The 23529-nt window shown below is 70.2% G+C and carries 24 protein-coding genes; 14 read left to right on the top strand and 10 right to left on the bottom strand.

Annotation, left to right across the window (positions count from 1 at the left end; translation table 11 throughout):
• Window positions 1–4 precede the first annotated feature (4 nt).
• The gene (locus ACQ5SP_RS02630) at window positions 5–3202 is read left to right on the top strand and encodes a reductive dehalogenase (protein WP_430936127.1); all 3198 of its coding nucleotides are present in this window, start codon (window positions 5–7) and stop codon (window positions 3200–3202) included.
• 60 nt (window positions 3203–3262) lie between these two features.
• Here ACQ5SP_RS02630 and ACQ5SP_RS02625 read toward each other — a convergent pair whose 3' ends face one another.
• A complete protein-coding gene (locus ACQ5SP_RS02625) occupies window positions 3263–3541 on the bottom strand; it encodes a DUF3572 domain-containing protein (protein WP_430936125.1) in 279 nt (92 codons plus the stop codon).
• Between the two features lie 96 nt (window positions 3542–3637).
• Here ACQ5SP_RS02625 and ACQ5SP_RS02620 point away from each other — a divergent pair, with 96 nt between their 5' ends.
• Entirely contained in the window at window positions 3638–5017 is a 1380-nt protein-coding gene (locus tag ACQ5SP_RS02620; protein WP_430936123.1) for a diguanylate cyclase, read from the top strand.
• A 15-nt stretch (window positions 5018–5032) separates the two neighbouring features.
• Here the strand turns inward: ACQ5SP_RS02620 and ACQ5SP_RS02615 are convergent, their stop codons facing one another.
• The 4 genes from ACQ5SP_RS02615 to ACQ5SP_RS02600 form a co-directional block, all read right to left on the bottom strand.
• Window positions 5033–5524: a periplasmic heavy metal sensor gene (locus ACQ5SP_RS02615; RefSeq protein ID WP_430936121.1), complete on the bottom strand. Its 492-nt coding sequence runs from the start codon at window positions 5522–5524 to the stop codon at window positions 5033–5035.
• Between the two features lies 1 nt (window position 5525).
• Entirely contained in the window at window positions 5526–5915 is a 390-nt protein-coding gene (locus tag ACQ5SP_RS02610; protein WP_430936119.1) for a dihydroorotate dehydrogenase, read from the bottom strand.
• Window positions 5912–6493 (bottom strand): RNA polymerase sigma factor, encoded by a 582-nt coding sequence (locus ACQ5SP_RS02605; protein ID WP_430936117.1) that lies wholly within the window; start codon window positions 6491–6493, stop codon window positions 5912–5914. Before ACQ5SP_RS02605 ends, ACQ5SP_RS02610 begins: the two co-directional genes overlap by 4 nt.
• An 85-nt stretch (window positions 6494–6578) precedes the next feature.
• Window positions 6579–7106, bottom strand: coding sequence for an EF-hand domain-containing protein (locus tag ACQ5SP_RS02600; RefSeq protein ID WP_430936115.1), 528 nt, complete (start codon window positions 7104–7106; stop codon window positions 6579–6581).
• Window positions 7107–7277: 171 nt separating this feature from the next.
• Between ACQ5SP_RS02600 and ACQ5SP_RS02595 the strand changes: the two genes are divergently transcribed.
• The 9 genes from ACQ5SP_RS02595 (at window position 7278) to ACQ5SP_RS02555 (ending at window position 17038) form a co-directional block, all read left to right on the top strand.
• Window positions 7278–7697, top strand: coding sequence for a DUF983 domain-containing protein (locus ACQ5SP_RS02595; protein ID WP_430936113.1), 420 nt, complete (start codon window positions 7278–7280; stop codon window positions 7695–7697).
• Window positions 7694–8386: an NUDIX hydrolase gene (locus tag ACQ5SP_RS02590; RefSeq protein WP_430936111.1), complete on the top strand. Its 693-nt coding sequence runs from the start codon at window positions 7694–7696 to the stop codon at window positions 8384–8386. The genes ACQ5SP_RS02595 and ACQ5SP_RS02590 overlap by 4 nt, the downstream gene beginning before the upstream one ends.
• Before the next feature lie 107 nt (window positions 8387–8493).
• Window positions 8494–11334, top strand: a complete 2841-nt coding sequence (locus tag ACQ5SP_RS02585) for a molybdopterin oxidoreductase family protein (protein ID WP_430936109.1) — start codon at window positions 8494–8496, stop codon at window positions 11332–11334.
• Window positions 11331–12164 carry an alpha/beta fold hydrolase gene (locus ACQ5SP_RS02580; protein WP_430936107.1) on the top strand — a complete coding sequence of 278 codons (834 nt, stop codon included), beginning with the start codon at window positions 11331–11333 and terminating at the stop codon, window positions 12162–12164. Before ACQ5SP_RS02585 ends, ACQ5SP_RS02580 begins: the two co-directional genes overlap by 4 nt.
• Window positions 12161–12937 (top strand): 4Fe-4S dicluster domain-containing protein, encoded by a 777-nt coding sequence (locus tag ACQ5SP_RS02575; RefSeq protein WP_430936105.1) that lies wholly within the window; start codon window positions 12161–12163, stop codon window positions 12935–12937. Before ACQ5SP_RS02580 ends, ACQ5SP_RS02575 begins: the two co-directional genes overlap by 4 nt.
• Complete coding sequence (locus tag ACQ5SP_RS02570) at window positions 12937–13812, top strand: dimethyl sulfoxide reductase anchor subunit family protein (protein ID WP_430936103.1); 876 nt, start codon at window positions 12937–12939, stop codon at window positions 13810–13812. The genes ACQ5SP_RS02575 and ACQ5SP_RS02570 overlap by 1 nt, the downstream gene beginning before the upstream one ends.
• A 79-nt stretch (window positions 13813–13891) precedes the next feature.
• Window positions 13892–14809: a 3-keto-5-aminohexanoate cleavage protein gene (locus tag ACQ5SP_RS02565; protein WP_430936101.1), complete on the top strand. Its 918-nt coding sequence runs from the start codon at window positions 13892–13894 to the stop codon at window positions 14807–14809.
• A gap of 13 nt (window positions 14810–14822) precedes the next feature.
• The gene (locus ACQ5SP_RS02560; protein WP_430936099.1) at window positions 14823–16277 is read left to right on the top strand and encodes a carnitine 3-dehydrogenase; all 1455 of its coding nucleotides are present in this window, start codon (window positions 14823–14825) and stop codon (window positions 16275–16277) included.
• On the top strand, window positions 16274–17038 hold the full coding sequence (locus ACQ5SP_RS02555) for an SDR family oxidoreductase (RefSeq protein WP_430936097.1): 765 nt from the start codon (window positions 16274–16276) through the stop codon (window positions 17036–17038). Before ACQ5SP_RS02560 ends, ACQ5SP_RS02555 begins: the two co-directional genes overlap by 4 nt.
• Window positions 17039–17057: 19 nt before the next feature.
• On the opposite strand, the gene ACQ5SP_RS02550 is transcribed toward ACQ5SP_RS02555, so the two are convergent.
• Complete coding sequence (locus ACQ5SP_RS02550; RefSeq protein ID WP_430936095.1) at window positions 17058–17918, bottom strand: helix-turn-helix domain-containing protein; 861 nt, start codon at window positions 17916–17918, stop codon at window positions 17058–17060.
• Window positions 17919–18085: 167 nt separating this feature from the next.
• Between ACQ5SP_RS02550 and ACQ5SP_RS02545 the strand changes: the two genes are divergently transcribed.
• A complete protein-coding gene (locus tag ACQ5SP_RS02545; RefSeq protein WP_430936093.1) occupies window positions 18086–19012 on the top strand; it encodes a fatty acid desaturase in 927 nt (308 codons plus the stop codon).
• On the opposite strand, the gene msrB is transcribed toward ACQ5SP_RS02545, so the two are convergent.
• A complete protein-coding gene (msrB, locus tag ACQ5SP_RS02540) occupies window positions 18999–19481 on the bottom strand; it encodes a peptide-methionine (R)-S-oxide reductase MsrB (protein WP_430936091.1) in 483 nt (160 codons plus the stop codon). The genes ACQ5SP_RS02545 and msrB overlap by 14 nt on opposite strands.
• Window positions 19482–19572: 91 nt before the next feature.
• Between msrB and ACQ5SP_RS02535 the strand changes: the two genes are divergently transcribed.
• On the top strand, window positions 19573–20484 hold the full coding sequence (locus ACQ5SP_RS02535) for an EamA family transporter (protein WP_430936089.1): 912 nt from the start codon (window positions 19573–19575) through the stop codon (window positions 20482–20484).
• A gap of 9 nt (window positions 20485–20493) precedes the next feature.
• Here the strand turns inward: ACQ5SP_RS02535 and ACQ5SP_RS02530 are convergent, their stop codons facing one another.
• Entirely contained in the window at window positions 20494–21540 is a 1047-nt protein-coding gene (locus tag ACQ5SP_RS02530) for an aldo/keto reductase (protein WP_430936087.1), read from the bottom strand.
• Window positions 21541–21608: 68 nt separating this feature from the next.
• Entirely contained in the window at window positions 21609–22034 is a 426-nt protein-coding gene (locus ACQ5SP_RS02525; protein WP_430936085.1) for a DsrE family protein, read from the bottom strand.
• A 157-nt stretch (window positions 22035–22191) separates the two neighbouring features.
• Here ACQ5SP_RS02525 and ACQ5SP_RS02520 point away from each other — a divergent pair, with 157 nt between their 5' ends.
• Window positions 22192–22806: an ImuA family protein gene (locus ACQ5SP_RS02520; RefSeq protein ID WP_430936083.1), complete on the top strand. Its 615-nt coding sequence runs from the start codon at window positions 22192–22194 to the stop codon at window positions 22804–22806.
• Window positions 22807–22810: 4 nt separating this feature from the next.
• Here ACQ5SP_RS02520 and ACQ5SP_RS02515 read toward each other — a convergent pair whose 3' ends face one another.
• Window positions 22811–23386 carry a hypothetical protein gene (locus tag ACQ5SP_RS02515; RefSeq protein WP_430936081.1) on the bottom strand — a complete coding sequence of 192 codons (576 nt, stop codon included), beginning with the start codon at window positions 23384–23386 and terminating at the stop codon, window positions 22811–22813.
• Between the last annotated feature and the right edge of the window lie 143 nt (window positions 23387–23529).

The following is a 23529-nucleotide window of genomic DNA, read 5'->3' as shown; positions in this document are numbered from 1 at the left end:
GCCCATGGGCAAGCTCTTTTCCTACCGGAACCGCCCGATGCACCTGGGCGGCTTCCCGCTCGAGCGGCTGGCCCGCGCCGACGCGCCCGCGGGGCTCGATACGCTGGCAGCGATGCGCGGGCTCCGCTTCCGGCGCCCCGAGGATCCGCGATCGGTGGTCAACGCGATGCAGGACTACCAGGCGATGCTCGACGCCACCCGCGAGGGCGCGGTCAAACGTGACCGGGCCGCCATTCCCGCGGACCCGGATGAACGCGCCCGCCATCTCAAGGCATTCGGCTATTTCTGCGACGCGGCGATGGTCGGGGTCGCGCGGATCGGCCCCGGGGACTGGCTCGACGCGCCGATCCGCAACCCGGACGTTGACCGGCTGGCCGGGAAACTGCGCAGCATGCAGACGAAAACCCTCGCCGCCGGGATCGACGTCGTCATGGCGAGCCTGAAAGAGGCGGTGGCCGCCGCTCCCCCGGCCTGCACCGATCACACGCATGCGCTGGTCTTCCTCTACGACTATCCGCGCGACCCGCGCCCGGGCGAACCCGGCACCGACTGGATCGCCGGGGCACAGGCGCACCGCGCCTGCCTGCGCGGCATGGAAACGGCGGTCACGCTGGCCGCCTACATCCGGTCGCTCGGCTGGCAGGCGCGCGCGCATTCGGCGGCGGCCAGCGACATACACCTGGAACGCCTGGCTCTGCGCGCCGGCCTCGCGGCGGCACGGGACGGCCAGGCCGAGAACCCGTTTCTCGGCAGGCGCTTCGGGCTCGCCGTTGTGACGACGGATCTGGAAGTGACCCCGGATAAGCCGCTTTCACAAAACGTATCTTTACCAATAAGTTGGAAGACGGGATTGGGGCGGAATGCGAAGTCTGCCGGCAAACATGATCCCTACCTGAAGCGGGATTTCCGGGATGGCGCACATCCCTTTGAAAACCTGAAGAGAGTCGACGATCCGACCACCTATATCGACCGGGCGAACGTCGCACGTGTCCCCAAGCGTGCGAACATGTTCGCCCGGGCCCTCTTCGGTGACATGGGCAAGCCCCAGCAAGAGGCGGCGAAGAACGGCAACTACGTGCGCAAATCCGCCGCCGCCTTCGCCTTCCGCCCCTCGCTCGGGGCCTTCACGCTGCTCCAGGACGGTCCGGCGGCCGAGACCGTCGATCCCGCCCTGGACGATCCGCGACGCAACGCCGACAACATCAAGGCCACGCTCTATTTTCTCGGCGTCGACGCGGTCGGGCTGTCGGACTGCCCGGACTGGGCCTATTACTCACACGATGCCGGCGGCGCGCCGATCACGCCCTACCATGCCAATGCCATCTCGATGATCATCGACCAGGGCCACGAGACGATGGAAGGCGCCAGCGGCGACGACTGGATCGCCTGCGCCCAGTCCATGCGCGCCTATCTCCGGTTTTCGCTGCTGGGCGGGGTGCTCGCCCAGCACATTCGCAACCTGGGCTACACGGCCCGGGTCCACTCGGTGACCGATGACGAGGTTCTGCACCCCCCGCTCCTGCTGCTCTCGGGGCTGGGCGAGGTCAGCCGCATCGGCGAAGTGATCCTGAACCCCTATCTCGGCCCGCGGCTCAAATCCGGGGTGGTGACGACGAACATGCCGATGGCCCATGACAAGCCCATCGATTTCGGCCTGCAGCGCTTCTGCGCGGCCTGCAACAAATGCGCCCGCGAGTGTCCCTCGGGCGCGATCACGGCCGGGCCGAAACGCATGTTCAACGGCTACGAGATCTGGAAGTCCGACAGCCAGAAATGCACCACCTACCGCATCACCACCGAGGGCGGCGCGATGTGCGGGCGCTGCATGAAGACCTGCCCCTGGAACCTCGAAGGCCTCTTTGCCGAGGCGCCGTTCCGCTGGGCGGCGATGCACCTGCCGGGCTCGGCGCGGGTCCTGGCGAAGCTCGACGACATCGCCGGCAACGGCGAGATCAACCCGGTCAAGACCTGGTGGTGGAATCTCGAGATGGTCGATGAGGGCCCCTACGACCCGACGGCGAAACCGGTGAACCGCCGCCCCCTGCAGAAGGACCTGAAGCTTCGCCACGCGGACCAGACGCTGGCCGTCTACCCGGCGCCGCTGGCCCCCCCGCCCTGGCCCTGGCCCTTCCCGATGGACCGCGAGGCCGGCATCCGCGCCTACGAGGCGATGATCCCGGCCGCCGAACATCGCCGCCGCCGCGCCGCCGGAGAGCCGCCCGAACACGTCTACACGAACGACCGGGCCGACGCGCCGGTGATGCAGGTCGTCGTCTCCAAGGTCGAGCCGATGACCGACGCGGTCACCAAGTACGAATTCGTCCATCCCGACGGCGCGCCGCTGCCACCGGCCCCGGCCGGCGCCCATATCGACGTGGTGGTGGCGCCGGAGTTCTTCCGCCAGTACTCGCTTTCGGGCGACCCGGCGGACCGGTCGCGCTACCAGATCGCGGTCCTGCGCGAGCAAGAGGGCCGTGGCGGATCGCGGCTCATGCACCGGATCTTCGAGGAGGGCCGGCGCGTCTTCATCTCGAGACCGATCAATCATTTCCCGCTCGATGAAACCGCCGGCTTCACCTATCTGATGGGCGGCGGCATCGGGGTCACCCCGATGATCGCGATGGCCCACAGGCTGCACGCGATCGGCGCTGGCTTCGCGCTGCACTATTCCTGCAGCAGGCACCGGCATGCAGGATTCCTGCATGATCTCGCGGATTTCCCCTGGTTTGACCGCGTTCACTTGCATTTTTCCGACGAAGGCACCCGAGCGGACCTCGATCGGACGCTGACCTGGCAACCGGGCGCCCATGTCTACACCTGCGGGCCGGAGCGCTACATGTCCGCCGTCGTCGCGGCGGCGGCGCGGAACGGCTTTCCCGAGGCGGCGCGGCATCTCGAGTACTTCTCGGTGCCCGAGCAGCCGGACTACGAGAACCACCCGTTCACGCTGCGCCTCGCCCGGTCGGGCCGCGACGTCGCCGTGCCCGCCGAGACGGCGCCGACGGATGCGCTGCGGGCCGCGGGGATCCACGTGGACGTGAAATGCGCCGACGGGCTCTGCGGGGTGTGCAAGTGCACCGTGCTCTCAGGCGCGGTGGAGCATCGCGATTTCGTGCTCTCCAATCGCGAACGCGACACGGCGATGATCCTCTGCCAGTCCCGCGCGGCAGCGCCGGGCGGCATCGTAGAGATCGACCTCTGATCGTCCAGGTGGCGGAAATATCCCCGCCGGAGGCATGGATCGCCGCGCAGCGGCGGCGCCTCAGGTCCAGTCGGGCGCACCGCCCCCCGGCAGCGCCGCGCGCGCCCTGAGCGGGACGTCGTAGGCCAGCCCGGCCGCATCGCAGAAGCCGGTGACGTGCTGGTCGGACAGCAGCAGGAAATCGAGAACCGCACCCTGGAAGTCGGGGTCGGCGGCCCTTGCGCGCACCTCCCCCGCATCGCAGCCGGTCGCGTCGAGAAACACCTCGAAAAGCCCCTCTTCGGCCGCGATCCATCCCAGCGCCCGGATCGCGATGGTTTCCGCCTCGTCCTGCCGCATCGACCTGCCTGCTCCCGTGAAAAACGCCCTGCGAAAGGTTTTCTTAACATCTCTCAACGAGAACTTGCAGGAGCTTTCTCTTTCTGGAGGATCCGCATGTCCGGTCGCATCCTTGTGGTGGATGACGTCGCGACCAACCGCGTCGTGCTGAGGGCCAAGCTTGCCGAGGCTTTCTACGACGTGCTGCAGGCCGAGGACGGCGAGACGGCGCTGGCCGTCGCGCGGCGCGACCGGCCCGATATCGTTTTGCTCGACGCGGTGATGCCCGGGCTCGACGGCTTCGCGGTCTGCGCGCGGCTCAAGGCCGACCCGGCGACGCGCCATATCCCGGTGGTGATGCTTACCGCCGAACTCGACAGCGCGGCACGTCTGCGCGGGCTCGAGGCCGGCGCGGATGATTTCCTCGCCAAGCCGGTCGCCGACCAGGCGCTGTTTGCCCGGGTCCGCAACCTCCTGCGCGAGAAGACCATCGTGGACGAACTGCGCCTGCGCGCCCAGACCTGCCGCGCGCTCGGGCTCGAGGAAGACGCCGCGCCCGCCCCGGTCGCCGGCCGGCCCGCAGCGGTGCAGATCGTCAAGGCCGACGGGATCCCGGCATCGGCCGCGGCGCTCCGGCGGCTCCTGACGGAGCGGGTGGACGTGGTCGATGCGCGGGCCGCGCTGTCCGGCCGCACGCCGAGCGCGCGGCCCGACCTCGTCCTGATCGGCATGGACCCGGGTCGCAAGGCCGCGGCGCTCGATCTGCTGTCGGAGTTGCGCGCGCGCCCGGCCACCCGCCACAGCGCCTTCATCCTGATCGTGCCGGACGGCGATATCGCCACCGCCGCGGCGGCGCTCGATCTTGGGGCGAACGACTACGTCTTCGCGGGCTCGGATCCGCATGAACTGGCCGTGCGCGTGCGCAGCCAGATCCGGCGCAAGCGCTATTCCGACCGGCTGCGCGCCTCGGTCCAGGACGGGCTGCGGCTTGCGGTGATCGACCCGCTGACCGGGCTCTACAACCGCCGCTACGCGCTGACCCACCTGAACCGCATCGCGCTTCGCGCGGCCGAGACCGGCAAGATCTTCACCCTGATGCTGCTGGACATCGACCGGTTCAAGCAGATCAACGACCGCTTCGGGCACATGGCGGGCGACGCGGTTCTGGCGGAGGTCGCGGCGCGGCTGCGCGACAATCTCCGCGGCGAGGATCTGCTGTCGCGCCATGGCGGCGAGGAATTCATGGCCGCGCTGCCCGACACCGGGCTCGACGCGGCGCGGATCGCGGCAGAACGGCTGCGCAAGACCGTGGCCGCGACGCCGTTCCGGCTGCCCGGCGTCGAGATGCCGTTCCCCGTCACGCTCAGCGTGGGCGTGGCCCTTGGCCATCCGGGCCGGGACGAGGTGACCACGCTCCTGCGCGAGGCCGACTCGGCGCTTTACGCGTCGAAATCCGGCGGGCGGAACCTGGTCCGCTTTGCCGCAAGCGCCGCCTGAACGGCCCCGGCCGGGTCAGCGGCGCCGGTCCAGCGCCGCCTCGATCCGGGCCGCGAAATCCAGGCGCCGCTCACGCGGCATCGCGGCGATCCGGTCGACCAGGATATCCTGGCCCAGCGCCAGTTGCCGCCCGGCGGCGCGGCGCTGGTCCGCCAGCGCCGCCGCGACCGCGGCGGGATCGAAGGGCTCGGCCCGGAGGGCCCCGGCCAACGCCGCGAAATGTTCCCTGAGCGCGGAACGCCCGGCGGCAAGATCCGCGCGCCGGTCCCGCGCGGCGTCGATGACGGCGCGGCGATCCTCGGCATCCATCGCGCGGGCATAGAGCCGCAGCCCCAGGGGGGCGAGCGCGCGCTCGATCATCGGCGGCGCATCCATCGCGCGATGCCGCGCGATGAGCCCCCCGGCGACCACGCCCAGCACCGCCAGGTTGAGCGCGAGCGAAACGACCAGCACGATCTTGACCCAGCGCCGGTTCGAGGGCGGTGTCGGTTGCGATGTTTCGGTCATCTCAGCCCTCCGTCATCAGGTCGGCATAGCCCGGAAAGGCGCCGCCCGTTTCGATTGCATCCACAGCCGCGCCGGGCCAGACCGCCGCGAGGCGGTCCACGGGGTCAGGCACGGCCACGCCCAGGATCACCCCCAGCACCAGCGCGCCCGCCAGGGCCGCGGCCGCGGGCCAGCCGCCAAGCGCCCGCCAGAGCCCGCGCCAGGCCGCGCCGCGCGACTGCCCGGCCGCCGCCGCGGCGGCGGCGGCCCGGTCGTCCTGTGCCGCCGCCGCGTCGCGCAGGATCGCCGCGGTCAGCGCCGCGCCCGGCGCGGGCCGCGCGGCCCGCGCCGCCGCGAAGCAGGCCTCCAGCCGATCGTCGGGCCCCTGGCCCCTTTTCGGATCTTCGCTCATCGGTCCAGTCCCAGTTTCTCTTTCTCGCCGCCCAGCGCGGCAGCCAGCGCGCGGCGACCGCGCGCCAGCAGGCTTTCGACGGCCTCGACGCTGGTGTCCAGCGTCTCGGCGATCTCGGGGTTCGAGGCCCCCTCGATATGGCGCAGCACCACCGCGAGGCGCTGGCGTTCCGGCAGGGCGGCGAGCGCGCGGTCGAGCGCCGCCACCCGGTCGGCCGCCATCAGCCGCTGATCGGCCGAAGGCGCGGCATCGGCGGGTTCGGGCACCGAGTCGAGCGCCACGCCCCGCCGCCGGCGGAGCCGGTCGGTGCAGAGATTGGCCGTCACGCGCCAGAGCCAGGTCGAGAGCCGGGCCTCGCCCTGCCGCCAATCGGGCGCCCGGCGCCAGAGCCGCAGCATCGCCTCCTGCGTCACGTCCTCGGCCTCGGCGCGGTCGCCGAGCATCCGCTGCGCCAGCCCCAGCACCCGCGGCGCATGCCGCGCGGTCAGTACCCGCGCGGCCGCGCCATCGCCATTGGCGTAGCGCAGGAGCAGAACGTCGTCGCTGAGATCCGCATCGGGGTCTGGGGACATGCGCATGATCCGGAGGCCTAGCCGCAGCGCGGGCGCCTGGCAATCGCGTGGTGCGGTTCGGCGGGCGCATCGGAGCGCCCGCCGGCGCCGTTCAGTCGCCGAACCAGCGCGGACCCGGGCCGCGCCCGTCGTGACCGTGTCGATCACCGCCGCCATGCCGGCCCATGCGGGCGCCGTGCATCGCGGCGACTTCCGCCTCGGTCACGGCCCCGTCGCCATCGGCGTCGAGCCGCTCGAAGAGCCGCATCCCGCGACCGGCCTCGGCCAGCTCCTCGGCGGAGAGCTTGCCGTCGCCATCGGCATCCCGCCGCTCCAGCATGCGGTCGGCCATGCGCGCCAGGCGGGCCGCCCGCCGCGCCTCGGCGGCCGCGATCAGCTCCGCCTTGTCGAGCGCGCCGTCACCGTTGGCGTCAGCCTCGGCCAGGCGGGCATCGCGATAGGCCTCCATCTCGGCGGCCGTCACGCGCCCGTCCCCGTCGGCGTCGATCTCTTCGAAAGGCATCTGCGCGCCCCGCGCGCCGCCGGCGCCCCGGTCGGCCAGGGCCATGCCGGCCCCGGCGGTGACGGCGCCGCCCAGCGCGAGGGCGAGTGCGAGCTTGGAGAACCTCCAACTGGTCATGTATCCATCCTTTCTGTCTGTCTTCACGGCACGGGCCCGTCGCCCGTGCCTCTGTGTCTTTCACGGCCCGCGGCACAGGTTCCGTCGCCGGCTGTGCGGATTTTTGCGACATCGCGCCGCAATGGCGTCGCAACGGGTGTCATCGGCCGGCGGGCGCCCTAAGTTTGCTCCATGTTCGATCACTCCGGCCTCCAGCGGACCTCCGCGCCCGACCGCCCTGCACGCCCCGCGATGCTGCGCGGCTGGCGCCGCAAATGCCCCAGCTGCGGGTCCGGGCCGCTGATGCGTTCCTACCTGCAGGTGCGCCATGACTGCGCGGTCTGCGGTGAGGAACTGCACCATCATCGCGCCGATGACGGGCCAGCCTACCTGACGATCCTGCTGGTCGGCCACCTGATGGCGCCGCTGATTCTCTGGGCCTTTACCGCGCTTCGGCCCGATCCGCTGCTGCTGGCGGCGGTCTTCTCGGTCGGCGCGGTCGCGCTGTCGCTGTTCCTGCTGCCGCGGCTGAAGGGCGCCATGGTCGGGTTGCAATGGGCCAAACGCATGCATGGCTTCGGCGAGGATCACGCCACCACCCCCGCCGAATGACCCCGCCCGCCCCCGAGCCGGAAATCCGTAACGCCGCGACGGTGATCCTGGTGCGTGACCGGGCGACGGATCCGCATATCCTGGTCGGGCAGCGCGGTGCCGGCGCAGCCTTCATGCCCTCGAAATTCGTTTTCCCGGGCGGCGCCCTGGACGATGCCGACCACCGGGCGGACCTTGCCGCGCTGCCGGATGCCGACACGATGCGCCGGCTGGCCGAGGCATGCGACCCGGCGCTCGCCCGCCCGCTGGTGCTGGCGGGCATCCGCGAACTCTGGGAAGAGACGGGACTCGCGCTCGGCCGGGCCGACACGGCCGCCCCAGCGCGCCGCCCGGCCTTTCACCCCGACTGGCACGATTTTCTCGACCAGGGCGCGCTGCCCTCCGGCGAGGGCCTGACCTTTATCTTCCGCGCGATCACGCCCAAGGGCCGGCCGCGCCGCTTCGACGCGCGGTTCTTCCTGGCCGATGCCGATCTCCTGCTGGGCGATCCGGACGATTTCTCGCGCGCCGAGGACGAGCTCAGCCACCTGCACTGGGCCGATCTGGACGCGGTCCGCGCGCTGGACCTGCCCTTCATCACCGAGGTGGTGCTGGCCGAGGTGCAGGCGCTGCTCGACGCCGGCCGGCCGCCCGAAAGCGTTCCCTTCTTCCACCACGAGGACGGCCGATCCTATTTCGACCGGCTGTGAGCCGACGCGAAATCTGATCTTACGGAAGCGGCAAGAAAAAATTCGGTCGCACCGCTGCGGAAAATCCGCTTTTCTGGCCCCAGACACAGGGAGGGCCGGGAAACGGCATGGGGAAGCAACCCGAATTCGACACCTCGCCGCCCGTCTCGGACGAGCTGCGCAAGACCACCTGCTACATGTGCGCCTGCCGCTGCGGGATCAACGTGCATCTCAAGGATGGACAGGTCAGCTACATCGAGGGCAACCGCGATCACCCGGTGAACCGCGGCGTGCTCTGCGCCAAGGGATCGGCCGGGATCATGCAGCACCTGTCGCCGGCACGGCTGCGGGCGCCGCTGCGGCGCACGGGGCCGCGCGGGTCCGGCGAATTCGAGGAGATCACCTGGGAGGAGGCCCTGGAAACCGCGGTGCGCTGGATGAAGCCACTGCGCGAGACCGCGCCGGAAAAGCTGGCCTTCTTCACCGGCCGCGACCAGTCCCAGAGCTTCACCGGCTGGTGGGCACAGGCCTTCGGCACGCCCAACTACGCGGCCCATGGCGGGTTCTGTTCGGTCAACATGGCGGCGGCCGGCATCTACACGATGGGCGGCGCCTTCTGGGAATTCGGCCAGCCCGACTGGGAACGCACCAAGCTCTTCATGATCTTCGGCGTGGCCGAGGACCACGATTCCAACCCGATCAAGATGGGGCTCGGGCGGCTCAAGGAGCGGGGCGCCAAGGTGATCGGGGTGAACCCGATCCGGTCGGGCTACAACGCGATCGCCGACGAATGGGTCGGCATCACGCCCGGAACCGACGGGCTGTTCATCCTGGCGCTCGTGCACGAACTGATGCGCGCGGGGAAAATCGATCTCGACTACCTGATCCGCTACACCAATGCGCCGTTCCTCGTGAACGGCGACGCCGGTTCCCCTGACCACGGGCTCTTCCTGCGTGACGAGAACGGCACGCCGCTGGTGCGCGACCGGGCCACGGGCAAGCCCGTGCCCCACGACGCGCCGGGGGTGGAGCCCGACCTTGCCCAGGGGGTGCGGATCGCGGGCACGACGCACCGCCCGGTCCTGCAACTGATGGCCGAGCGCTATCTCGACCCGGCCTACGCCCCCGAAGCGGTGGCCGCGCGCTGCGGCATCCCGGCGGACCGCATCCGCCGCATCGCGGCCGAACTGGCCCGCACCGCCTTCGAGGAAGAGATCGTGATCGACCGGCCCTGGACCGACTGGAAGGGCCAGCGCCACGAGAAGATGATCGGCCGGCCGGTCTCCTTCCACGCGATGCGCGGTATCTCGGCCCATTCCAACGGTTTCCAGACCTGCCGGGCGCTGCACATGCTGCAGATCCTGCTGGGCTCGGTCGAGGTGCCCGGCGGCTTCCGCTTCAAGCCGCCCTACCCCAAGCCCCCTGAGGCCCATCCGCGCCCGCATTGCAAGGCCCGGCCCGGCCAGCCGCTCGACGGGCCGCACCTGGGCTACCCGCTGGGCCCCGAGGACCTTGCGCTGACCGAAGACGGCCGGCCGGCCCGCATCGACAAGGCTTTTTCCTGGGAAAACCCGCTCTCGGCGCACGGGATGATGCACATGGTCATCTCGAACGCCCATGCCGGCGATCCCTACCCGGTCGACACGCTGTTCCTCTACATGGCGAACATGGCGTGGAATTCCTCGATGAGCACCAAGCGCGTCATCGAGATGCTGACCGATACCGACGCGAACGGCGACCACGTCATCCCCCACATCATCGTGTCGGACGCCTATTCGTCGGAAATGGTGGCCTATGCCGACCTCGTGCTGCCGGACACGACCTATCTCGAACGCCACGACTGCATCTCGTTGCTCGACCGTCCGATTTCCGAGGCCGACGCGGCGGCGGATTCGCTCCGCTGGCCGGTGATCGCGCCCGAGCGGCCGGGACACGCGGGCGTGCGCGGTTTCCAGTCGGTGCTGCTGGATCTGGGCCACCGGCTTGGCCTGCCCGGCATGGTGGACGAAGAGGGCAACCCGGCCTATGCCGATTATGCCGATTACATGGTGCGCCACGAACGCCGCCCGGGCATCGGGCCGCTGGCGGGCTGGCGCGGCGACGGGTCGGCGCATGGGCGTGGCGCGCCCAACCCCGCGCAGATCGAGCGCTACATCGAGAACGGCGGCTTCTGGCTGGCGCACATCCCCGAGGAAGCGCAGTATTTCAAGCCGTGGAACGCCGCCTACCAGGACTGGGCGGTGGAGACAGGTCTCTACGACAGCCCGCAGCCCTATGTCTTCAACCTCTATTCCGAGCCGATGCGCCGGTTCCAGCTGGCCGCCGAGGGCCATGGCCACCGGCAACCGCCCGACCACCTGCGCGCGCGGCTGAGCGAGACCATGGACCCGCTGCCGTTCTGGTATCCCCCCTTCGAGGAGACCGCCGTCAGCGAAGACGACTTCCCGCTCCATGCGCTGACCCAGCGGCCGATGGCGATGTATCACAGCTGGGGCAGCCAGAATGCGTGGCTGCGCCAGATCCACGGGGTCAACCCGCTCTACGTGCCGCGCAAGGTCTGGGATGCCCATGGCTTCGAGGAAGGCGACTGGGCCAGGCTGACCTCGCCGCATGGCGAGATCACGGTGCCGGTGGCGCTGATGGAGGCGCTCAACGGCGACACGGTCTGGACGTGGAATGCCATCGGCAAGCGCCGCGGCGCCTGGGCGCTGGACGAAACCGCGCGCGAGGCGCGCGAGGGGTTCCTGCTCAACCACCTGATCCACGAGCTGCTGCCGCCCAAGGGCGACGGGCTGCGCTGGGCGAACTCCGACCCGGTGACCGGCCAGGCCGCCTGGTACGACCTGCGCGTGCGGATCGACAAGACCACCCCGCCGGACGATCACGCCAGCCGCCCGGCCGTTCCGGCCCAGCGCTCGCCGGTGGGGCGCGGGCCGCGGAACCTGGCCTTCAAGGGCGGCAAGGCATGAGGAAACTCGAGATCGCGGGCGCGGACGGCGTGCGGCTGCATGTCCGGGACCGGGGCCCCGAGGATGCCCCCGCGCTCCTGCTGATCCATGGCTGGTCGCAGCACCACATGTCCTGGTCGAAACAGATGGGCGGCGATCTTGCCGACCGCTTCCGGCTGGTGGCCCCGGATCTGCGCGGCCACGGCGCCTCGGCGAAACCCGAGGATGCCGCCGCCTATGACACCTCGGCGCCCTGGGCCGGGGACATCGCGGCGATCATCGCCGCGCTGGGCCTCGACCGGCCCCTGCTCGTCGGCTGGTCGATGGGCGGCTGGGTCGCCTGCGATTATCTCCGCGTGCATGGCGATGCGGGCATCGCCGGGCTGGTGCTTGTGGGCTCGACCATCCGCATGGGCCAGGGCGCGGCCGTCGGGGTGCATGAAAAGCGCAGCCCGGCGGTGAAGGCGACCGGCATGTATTCCGAGGACCAGGAGGCAAACCTGACCGCGACCATCGGCTTCCTGCGGGCCTGTTTCGCCAAGACGCCGTCGAAGCAGGACCTGGCGCTGATGACCGGATTCAACATGCTTTGCCCGCCCCATGTCCGCAAGGCCGCGCGACTCCGCTCGGAGGATTACCGCCCCGAGCTCGAGGCCCTGACGAAACCCGCCCTCGCCATTTTCGGCGAAGGCGAGAAAGTCTGCCTGCCCGCCATGGCCGACGAGGTGCGCGCGGCGTTGCCCGGCGGGCGCAGCCTCAGCTACCCGGGCTGCGGGCATGTGCCCTTCTGGGAAAACCCCGACCGCTTCAACGCCGATCTGGCCCAATTCGCCACGGAGGTGATGTCATGACCAGCCTGCCCGACCGCACGGAAAAGAAGCTCGGCCTGGTGATCGATCTCGATACCTGCGTCGGGTGCCACGCCTGCGTCGTCGCCTGCAAGGGCTGGAACACGCAGGGCTACGGCGCGCCGCTGGCCGATCTGGACGCCTATGGCGCCGAGCCGGAGGGCACGTTCCTCAACCGCGTCCATGCCTACGAGACCGTGCCCGACGACGGCCCCGCCGCCGTCGTCCATTTCCCCAAGAGCTGCCTGCATTGCGACGACGCGCCCTGCGTCACCGTCTGCCCCACGGGCGCCAGCTACAAGCGCGGCGAGGACGGTATCGTACTGGTCAACGAGACCGACTGCATCGGCTGCGGGCTCTGCGCCTGGGCCTGCCCCTACGGCGCGCGCGAGATGGACGGCAAGGAGAAGGTGATGAAGAAATGCACCCTCTGCGTCGACCGGATCTATAACGAGCACCTCCCAGAGGAAGATCGCGAACCGGCCTGCGTGCGGACCTGCCCGGCCGGGGCGCGGCATTTCGGCGACCTCGCCGACCCCGACAGCGATGTCAGCCGCCTGGTGGCCGCGCGGGGCGGCATGGACCTGATGCCCGAACAGGGCACCAAGCCGGTCAACCAGTACCTGCCGCCCCGGCCCAAGGCCGACCGCGTGCCGAGCCCGCCGCCCGACGACGGCCCAGTCGACGTGCTGGCCCCCTTCCTCGAACCGGTCGCGGACGCGCCCCAGGGCTTTCTCGGCTGGCTGGACCGCGCGCTCGGCGCAGGGGGGCGCTGATGCATCCGGCACCCTCCATCATCGTCTTCACCGCCATCTCGGGGCTGGGTTTCGGACTGCTGGCCTGGCTGGGGGTCGGCGTGCCGGATGTCACCGGCTGGAGCGCCTTCGCCTTCTTCTTCATCGCCTATGCGCTGGCGGCCGGCGGGCTGATGGCCTCTGCCTTCCATCTCGGCCACCCGGAGCGCGCGTTCAAGGCCTTCAGCCAGTGGCGCTCGTCCTGGCTCTCGCGCGAGGCGGTGCTGTCGGTCGCCACGCTGCTGGTCTTCGGCCCCTATGCGCTGGCGCTCTGGCTTTTCGAGACGCGGCTCGGGCTTCTGGGCGCGGTCGGCAGCCTGCTGGCGCTTGCGACGGTCTTTTCCACCTCGATGATCTACGCCTCGCTCAGGGCGGTGCCGCGCTGGAATCACTGGCTGGTGCCGACCCTGTTCCTGCTCTACGCGATCTCGGGCGGCGCGCTGCTGTCGGGCGAGATCTATGCCGCGGCGCTGCTGTTCCTCGTGCTGGCCGGCGCCCAGCTGCTGTACTGGCGGACCGGCGACAAGCTGTTCCACGCCGCCGGCAGCACCGCCGAAACGGCGACGGGGCTGGGCTTCATGGGCAAGGTCCGCCAGCTCGAGCCGCCGCATACCGGTCCGAATTACCTGCTGAAGGAAATGGTCTTCGTCGTCGGCCGCCGCCGTGCGGAACGGCTGCGGCTGATCGCGCTGCTCTCCGGCGCGATCCTGCCCGCGCTCGTGTTGTCGATCGTGCCGGCCGGTCACCTGGCAGCGGCGGTCGCGGTGCTTCTGCACGTGATCGGGCTCCTGGCCGCGCGGTGGCTCTTCTTTGCCGAGGCCGAACACGTGGTCGGGCTCTATTACGGCCGCCGCTGAACGCCCGGGCAGCGATGGTTTGCACCCGCTCGCGCTTCGCGGCTTAATGCAGGCCGGACAAACGGGAAGGAGAGACGCCATGCCGCTGGCCATGACCCGCGAGGTCTTCATCACCTGTGCCATCACCGGGTCGGGGGGCACCCAGGACAAGAGCCCCCATGTCCCGCGCAGCCCCGAGGCCATCGCCGACAGCGCCATCGCCGCCGCGAAGGCCGGCGCGGCGATCGTGCACTGCCACGTGCGCGATCCCGAAAGCGGCACGCCCTCGCGCGCGGTCACACTCTACCGCGAGGTGACAGAGCGCATCCGCGCCGCCGACATCGACGTGGTGCTGAACCTGACCGCCGGGATGGGCGGGGACCTGACGCTCGGCCCGACCGACGCGCCCCTGCCCCACGACGCCGCCAATACCGACATGATCGGCGCGGCGGAGCGGGTGGAGCATGTCCGGCTCTGCCGGCCCGAGATCTGCACGCTGGATTGCGGGACGATGAACTTCGCCGAGTCGGACTACGTCATGGTCAACACGCCGGGAATGCTCCGCGCCATGGGCGGCATGATGACCGGGATGGGCGTGAAGCCCGAGATCGAGGCCTTCGATACCGGGCATCTCTGGTACGCCAAGCAGCTTGTGGCGGAGGGCATCCTGACCGATCCCGCGCTGGTGCAGCTTTGCATGGGGGTGCCCTGGGGCGCGCCCGATGATCTCAACACCTTCATGGCGATGGTGAACAACGTGCCCGCAGGCTGGACCTTTTCGGCCTTCGGGCTGGGGCGCAACCAGATGCCCTATGTCGCGGCCGCCGTGCTGGCCGGCGGCCATGTGCGCGTCGGGCTCGAGGACAATCTCTACCTGGAGAAGGGCGTGCTCGCGACGAATGCCGATCTCGTGGAGAAGGCCCGCGGCATCGTCGAGTCGATGGGCGCGACCGTCCTTGACGCCGCCGGCGCCCGCGCGAAGCTTGGCCTGACCAAGCGCGCACCGCTGGACGCCTGAGGAGACGCGGATCATGACCGGACAGGCAGCGATCATCGGGGGCGGGGTCATCGGCGGCGGCTGGGCCGCGCGGTTCCTGCTGATGGGCTGGGACGTGGCGGTCTACGACCCCGACCCCGACGCCGAACGCAAGATCACCGCCGTGCTCGACAACGCCCGCCGCGCAGCGCCCGGTCTTTACGGCGTGGCGCTGCCCGCCGAGGGGACGCTCCGCCACGCCGACAGCATCGCGGAGGCCGTGGCAGGCGCGGACTGGATCGCGGAAAGCGTGCCCGAGCGGCTGGAGGCGAAACACGCCGTCTATGCCGAGATCCAGGCCCATTGCGCGGCGGATGCGATCATTGCCTCGTCGACCAGCGGCTTCACGCCCACCGACCTGCAAAGGGGCACCGCGCGACCGGGGCAGATCATCGTCGCCCATCCCTTCAACCCCGTCTACCTGCTGCCGCTGGTGGAGGTCGTGGCGTCCCCGGACACCCCGGCCTCGACGGTCGAGACCGCCAAGGCGGTGCTGACGGGTCTCGGGATGAAGCCACTCCACGTTCGGGCCGAGATAGACGCGCATATCGCCGACCGCCTGCTCGAGGCGGTCTGGCGCGAGGCACTCTGGCTGGTGCGCGACGGCGTCGCGACCACCGAGGAGATCGACGACGCGATCCGCTACGGCTTTGGGCTGCGCTGGGCGCAGATGGGGCTGTTCGAGTCCTACCGTCTCGCGGGCGGCGAGGCGGGCATGCGCCATTTCATGGCCCAGTTCGGCCCCTGCCTGCAGCTGCCCTGGACACGGCTGACGGACGTGCCGGAGTTCACCGAGGATCTCGTCGACACCATCGCCGACCAGTCCGACGCGCAATCCGGCGCGCACCCGATCCGTGAGCTGGAGGCGATCCGCGATGCCAACCTGGTCGCGATCCTGCGCGGACTCAAATGGGCCGACTGGGGCGCGGGACAGGTGCTGAACCTGCAGGATCGCCGCATGGCGCCGCCGAAGCCGGAAAGCTTCGATGCGCCGATCGAAACGATCCACCGGGCGGTCCCGCTCGACTGGACGGACTACAACGGCCACATGAACGAGGCCCATTACCTGACGGTCTTCGGCCATGCCACCGACCGGTTCATGGAAATAATCGGCTGCGACGCCGCCTATATCGCCACCGGCGGCAGCTTCTTCACCGTCGAGACCCATATCCGCCACGTCGCCGAGGTGCATGCCGGCGCGCGCATCCGGGTGCGGACGCTCTGCCTGGCGGGGGAAGGCAAGAGGATGCACGTCTTCCACGAGTTGCTGCACGAGGACGGGCGGCTCCTTGCGACGGGCGAGCATATGCTTCTCCACGTCGATCTCGGCACCCGCCGCGCCGCGCCGCCGGCCGATCACATCGCCGAAAAGCTCGGCCGGATCGCCGCGGCCCACGCCGCCCTGCCCCGGCCCGAGGGGATCGGCCGGGCCGTGGGACAGAAGCGGTGAGGGCGCGCCGGGTTCTCGTCACCGGGGGCGCCAGCGGGATCGGTCTGGCCATGGCCCGGGCCTTCGCCGGGGAAGGCGCCGCGATCTGGGTGACGGATATCGACGCGGACGCGCTGGCCGGCTGCCCGGCGGACTGGCAGGCGACCCGCGTCGACGCCGCCGACCCGGAGGGCATGGCCACGCTCTACGAGGCCGTCGCGACGCGCTGGGGCGGGCTGGACGTGCTCTGCGCGAATGCCGGGATCGCCGGGCCCACGGCGGGCGTCGAGGACGTCACCCTGGCGGAATGGCGCAGCTGCCTCGGGGTCAATCTCGACGGCGCCTTCCTGGCGGCCCAGGGTGCGGCGCGGATGATGAAACCTGCCGGCGGCGGCATCATCCTGCTGACCTCGTCCACGGCCGGGCTGCACGGCTACCCGAACCGCGCGCCTTACGCCGCCGCGAAATGGGGCGTGATCGGGTTGATGAAAACCCTCGCGATGGAGCTTGGCCCGCACGGGATCCGGGCCAATGCGATCTGCCCCGGCGCGGTGGAAGGCCCGCGCATGGACGGGGTGCTCGCCCGGCAGGCCGCGGCCGAAGGCACGACGCCCGAAGCGCTCTACCGGGGCTATGCGTCGGGCAGTTCGCTGCGCCGCTGGGCCACGGCCGAGGACGTGGCCGGCATGGCGGTCTTCCTGGCGTCGGACGCGGCGCGCATGATCTCGGGCCAGGCGGTGGCGGTGGACGGGCATACGGAAAACCCCGCCCCCCGGGTCTGACCCCGGCCCGGCCTGCGGCCTAGCCGATCTCCGCGCGCAGACGCGCCACCGCATCGGGAAACTCGCGCGCATCGGTCACGGCCTCGCGGACCAGCCGGTCGAAATGCTGGATCAGCGTGCGTACCCGTTCGCCCTCGCGGAAGACGATGTAGTGGTGGCCCATGTAGATCGCCGCCATGCGGGGGCCGAACACCGTCAACGGGCCGGAAAACACCAGCCGGGCATCGAACAGGAAGATGCGCAGGGTCGGGTAGATCTGGTCGTAGAGATGCGCGAACCAGTCAAGCTGGTCGCGGCGGATCTCGGGGGCGAGCCCGCGGTAATACCCCTCGCCGCGCGCGAAGCTTTCCAGCTCGTGGACCGGGAAGGCGATCTCGTAGTCGGACTCGGTCGCCCGCATCCAGGCCAGCCGATCCTCCACCGCGCCGATGGCCTGGTCGGGGGTTCGGCTGAAATGGCCGGCGTATTCCCAGCGCAGCATTTCGCGGGTCTTCAGCATGTCCGGCAGGGTTGCCGGCACGTGGCGGATCTTGAAGCCCGCCGCCTCGCGGTGCCAGGTGTAGATCTGCTCGTCCACCGAGGTGCGCGGCGCCGCGGTCATGGTCAGGCCGGCACCGATCAGGTCGCCCGGCCGCTCGGGCCGCTCGGTCAGGCCGAGCAGCCAGTCGGCCGAGACCTTCAGCGTCGTCGCACATTCCCCGATCACCTGGGCGTTGGGCAGGCGCGTTTCGTCGCGCGTCAGGATCTGCGAGACGGTCGAGCGGTCGACCCCCACCGCGCGGGCCAGCGCGCTCTGGTTCAAACCGGCCTGGGCCATCGCCTCGGCCAGGCGTTCCCGCAGGAGCCGGGCGCGGTCGCGCTTGTCCATCTTGGTCTGCATTGGTGATTTTTCTAACGTTTGTTGGATTTATGTTTAGCATTCCCGGAATGTTCGCTCCGGTCAAGCCGCGCTACTGCTTGTCAGGTTTCACACATCGGAGGACTGATGGAGACGCGATCGCGTTGTCACCTGCCCCTTGCGCGCTGCCGGCCCGGCGTGGTCTGGCCATGAGCCGGCTGCGTGGCCCGTCCCCTTCTATCGAGTGGCCGACGCTGGGGCTGGTCGGGCTCTGCTACGCGACCTGGGCGGTCGGCACCACCCTGGTCGCCGGCTGGTCGGTCGCGGCCGGCATCCTGGTGACCGGACTGGCGCTCGCCTTGCACTCCTCTCTCAGCCACGAGGTGCTGCACGGCCACCCGTTCCGCAGCCGTCGGCTGAGCGAGGCGTTGGTCTTCCCGGCCGTGGGGCTCTTCGTGCCTTATATCCGCTTCCGCGACACGCATCTGGCCCATCACGAGGACTCGATACTGACCGATCCGTATGACGACCCGGAATCGAACTACCTCGACCCGGATGTCTGGGACCGGCTCGCCTGGCCGGTCCGGGCGATCCTGAAAATCAACAACACCCTGCTCGGCCGCATCGTCATCGGCCCGGCGGTGGGGCTGGTCAGCTTCGTGGCCGGCGATATCCGGCTGATCCGCGCCGGGTCACGCCGTGTGATGGCGGCCTGGGCCTGGCATGCGCTGGGGCTGGTCCCCGTCGGGGTCTGGCTGGCGGCGGTCGCGCAGATGCCGCTCTGGGCCTATGTCGCCGCAGCCTACATGGGCATGAGCCTGCTGAAGATCCGGACCTTCCTCGAGCACCAGGCGCATGAAAAGGCCCGCGGACGCACCGTGATCATCGAGGATCGCGGGCCGCTGGCCCTGCTGTTCCTGAACAACAACCTGCACGTGGTTCACCACATGCACCCGGCGGTGCCCTGGTATCGGCTGCGCCGGCTCTACGCCGCCAACCGGGCGCGGTATCTCGCGCGGAACGAGGGCTACGTCTACCGATCCTACGCCGAGATCTTCCGCCGCTATCTCTGGGCGCCGAAGGACCCGGTCCCGCATCCGATCTGGCGGCGCCGCGGCACCGTCACGCGGGGGTGAAGGTCAGCGCCAGCGCGTTGATGCAATGCCGCTTGCCGGTGGGCGGCGGGCCATCGTCGAAGATGTGGCCGAGATGCCCCCCGCAGCGGGCGCAGTGCACCTCGGTCCGGACGAAGATCAGCTTGCGATCCTTCTTGGTGCCCACATTGCCCGCGATGGCCTCGTAGAAGCTGGGCCAGCCGGTGCCGCTGTCGTATTTCGTCGCCGAGTCGTAGACGGGCAGCGCGCAGCCCGCGCAGTGATAGGTGCCCGCGCGGCTTTCCTTCAACAGGTCGGAGCTTTCGCCCATCAGGCTGTTGGAATGGGCGCGCTCGGTCGCCTCCTCGCGCAGGATGGCGAATTGCGCGGGCGTCAGGCGTGCGCGCCACTCCGCCTCGCTCAGCGTGATCTCGAAGTCCTGGGCCTGGCCGCGCCCGGCCGTGGCGAGCGCCGCGGCGGCGGTGGCGAGGAATGTGCGTCGATGAAACATGGCTACCTCCTGTCCCCTATATACGGGCGGTCCGGGGCGAAGTTGCATCACGTCTGCTCGACTGGGCGTGAGCCCCGTGGCATGAGACGGCATGGACGCCTGGATCCTCGCCACCGTCGCCGCGGCCTTCCTGCAGAACCTGCGCTTCCTGCTGCAGAAGCGCCTCGCCGGGACGCATCTCTCGACCGCGGGCGCGACCTTCGCGCGCTTCGTCTGGGGCGCGCCGCTGGCGGTCGCCCTGGTCGCCGCCCTTCTGGCTGTGCGCGACACCGCGCTGCCGGGCATGGATGCGCGCTTCTGGGTGGCGGCGCTGACCGGGGGCGTCGCGCAGATCATGGGCACGGTCTTCGTGGTGGCCCTGTTCGGGCGGCGCAACTTCGCGGTGGGGATCACCCTGAAGAAAACCGAGACCTTCCAGACCGCGCTGGTGGGCTTCGTCGTGCTGGGCGAGGCGGTGCCGCCCGCCGCGCTCGGCGCCATCGCGGTCGGTTTCGCGGGCGTGGTGCTGTTGTCGGATCCGCCCACGCCGGCGCCCGGCCAGGGCTGGGCACGCCGGCTGCTGAACCCCTCGGCCGGGCTCGGGCTGGGCGCGGGCGCGATGTTCGGGATCTCGGCCACCGGCTACCGCGCGGCCGGGCTCGCCCTCGAGGGGGGCGATGCGCTGCTGCGCGCAGCGGTGACGCTGGCCGCGGTCACCACCGCGCAGGCCCTCGTGATGGGGGCGTGGCTCGCCTGGCGCGAGCGGGGCGAGATCCGGCGCGTCTTCCGGCACTGGCGGATCACCGGGCTGGTCGGGCTGACCAGCGTCGCCGGCAGCCTGGGCTGGTTCACCGCCTTCACGCTGCAGACGGCGGCCTACGTGCAGGCGGTGGGCCAGGTGGAGCTGGTCTTTACCTTGCTGACCTCGTGGCTGGTGTTCCGCGAAAAGAGCACCCGGCGCGAGTTGACCGGCATCGCGCTCGTGGTGGCGAGCATCCTCGCGCTGGTGCTGCTGGTCGGCTGACGCGGCCGATCAATAGGGCATCGGGTGCGCGCGGTGGATCGCGTCGATCTCGGCCAGCACCGCTTCGGAGAGCGTGATCTCCGCCGCGCCCAGCGCGGTCCCGAGTTGCCCGGGGGTTGTCGCCCCGAAGATCGCCGAGGTGGTGAAGGGCCGCCGCGCCGCCCAGGCGAGCGCCATCTGGCAGGGATCGAGACCATGTTCCGAGGCAATCGCCAGGTAGCCCGACACGGCCTCCCAGACACGGGGCGCGGTGCGCCCGCCCAGCGTCGGGTTGAGCGCCCGGCGCGTGCCCTCGGGCGCGACGTCACCGGCATATTTCCCGCTGAGAAGCCCGGCCGCCAGCGGCGAGAAGGCCAGAAGCCCCGCATCCTCGTTGATCGACAGCTCGGCGAGGTCGGTGTCGTAGAGCCGGCACAGCAGAGAGTACTCGTTCTGGATCGAGACCGCCCGCGGCAGGTCGCGCTCCTCGGCGAGGCGCAGCCACGTCGCCATGCCCCAGGCCGTTTCGTTCGAGAGACCGAAATGGCGGATCTTGCCGGCCTGGCGCAGCTCCGCCATCACCTCGAGCACCTCGATCATGTGGGCGACGGTCGCGCCGCGGTCCTGGCCCGACGGATCGTAGGACCAGTTCTGCCGGAAATGGTAGGATCCCCGGTTCGGCCAGTGCAGCTGGTAGAGATCGATGTAGTCGGTCTGCAGCCGGCGCAGCGAGTCCTCGACCGCGCCCGCGATGGTCGCGCGCGAGATCGGCGCACCGTCCCGCACGTTCCTGTTGCCCTCGCCCGAGACCTTGGTGGCGATGATCACGTCACCGCGCCGCGCCGCGTTCGCCGCGACCCAGCTGCCGATGATCTCCTCCGTCCGGCCCACGGTTTCCGGGCGGACCGGGTTGACCGGGTACATCTCGGCGGTGTCGATGAAATTGACGCCGTGGTCGAGGGCCATGTCGATCTGCGCATGGCCCTCGGCCTCGGTGTTCTGGGTGCCCCAGGTCATGGAGCCGAGGCAAAGCTCGGAGACCTCTATCTCCGTGCGCCCGAGCCGGTTTTTCCGCATGGTCCCTCCGCTGATCGGTCGGGGACAGGGATAACGGCCCCAGCGCCGATGACAAGGGGGCGCCGGGCTCAGGGCCGGATGTAGAGATACCCCTGCGACTGCAGATCGGCGATACGCACCACCCCGCCCTCGTCACGGCGCGCGAAGCTGCCCATCAGGTCGTCGAGCGACACCGACTGGGCGTTCATCGTGTTGCCGCAGGCCTCGAACCGGACGCCGGCCCCCTGCAGGGCCGATACCCGGTCCATGATCTTCGGGTTGGCGTCGATGGTGTCGTGGAAGGCCTTGAGCGCGGGGCCGTGGGCGACCAGCACGATCTCGACATGCTCCGCGCCGCCCACGCCGTTGATGTGATTGCGGATATTGCCGAGCGCGAAGCCGACCTTCTCGATCTCCGAGACGTGGTAGACGATCTTGCCGGCGTGATCGGCCTGGGCCGCGGCGGCCAGCCCGCCCGCGACGCAAAGTGCCATGATACCGCGCATGATGTTCATCGGTTTTCCTCCCGTTTTGTGTCGCCGCCGTTATCCGGGGCGGTCTTCAGCGGGTCGAGCGTAGTCCATTTCACATGCGAATGTGACCCCTTCTTCCCGGACCGCCACGGGATCGCGATGCTTGAGAACATAAGAAGAACAGGCTACGGTTTCCCGCATGGATTCCGCCTTGCTGACTCGCGGTGCGCCCCGGCCCCGGCCGGGGATGCGCTTTCTCGACGGGCCGGAACTCGCGCCGGGCCGGGTGCATGAGTTCTGCGGCCCGGCCCGGCGTACGCTTGCGCTGATGCTCGCGCGCGAGACGTCGGGACCGATCCTCTGGATCCGGCCCGCCTGGGCGCCCGACTCGCTCAACCCCGAGGGCATGGTCGCCCTCGTGGACCCGGCCCGGCTGATCGAGGCCACGCCGAAACGGGCGGAGGACCTGCTCTGGTGCATGGAAGAGACGCTGCGCAGCGGCATGATTGCGCTGGCGGTGGTGGAGCTGCCCGAACCGCCGGGACTGACGCCGGTGCGCCGGCTGCATCTCGCCGCCGAGACCGGCGCGGCCGAGGGGCACGGCACCCCCACGGGCGTGCTGCTGATCCCCGGCGCCGGCGGTGCACCGGGGGTGGAGAGCCGCTGGCATCTCGCCCCCCGCCACGCCGAGGATGTCAGCCTCTGGCGGCTGGAACGGCGCCGCGCGCGCACCGCGCCGCCGCGCGCCTGGACGGTGGAGCGCCGCGGCCGCCGTTTCGCCGCCCGTGACGGCGCCGGGGCGCCCGCGGTCTAGGGCGTCACTCGCTCCAGTCGTGGATGTGGACGTCGCGGCCGGAATGGCCTTCGAGGATCTTCACCGCCTTCTCGCGCTTCTCGGGCGAACCCACCCGCACCCAGAGCAGGATGCCGCCATGGCGGACCTGGTTCTCGTAGTATTCCTTGTGCTCGCGGTTGGCCCGGCGTGCCAGGACGGCGCCGATGGCCGCGCCCGGCGTGCCGCCGATCGCCACCGCCGCGATGGAGGCCGCCAGCGTGCTCGCCGGGGTCAGCATCGCCGTCATCGCGATGGCCGAGCCGAGAAAGAAGAAGCCCCCGACCAGGCCGCCCTCGAATTCGCCCAGCGCCTCCTCGGAGACGAAATGCGCGCGCGGCGCCTCCGGCTCGTCTTCCAGCTCCTCGGCCCGCCAGAAGGCGTTGCCGAGCTTTTCCTCCAGCACCTTCTCGTTGGCCAGCACGCTGATGTCGAACCGGCTGAACCCGGCGATCATCAGGTCATAGATCGCGGCCTGCAGACCCTCGTGGCTGTCGAAGACGCCCACGGCCTCGGGCACGTTGATGTAATGGGTCGGTTTCGCGTCCGGTTTCTCGGTCATGGCTTCCCTCCGCACTGGCACGCCGCGGGCATGCCGGGTGATGGCGGGAGCATAGCCGAGGCCATGGCCGACGCCCTTGATCCAGATCACCCGATAAGGGGGGTGTCTTGCAAATCCCGGGCTGCACCGCGATATCTGGCGAA

The sequence above is a fragment of the Rhodovulum sp. YNF3179 genome (assembly GCF_050586465.1).
Classification (GTDB): domain Bacteria; phylum Pseudomonadota; class Alphaproteobacteria; order Rhodobacterales; family Rhodobacteraceae; genus CAJXYS01.
Note: the sequence above shows the minus strand (reverse complement) of the source record. Positions and strands in the feature narration are given on the sequence as shown.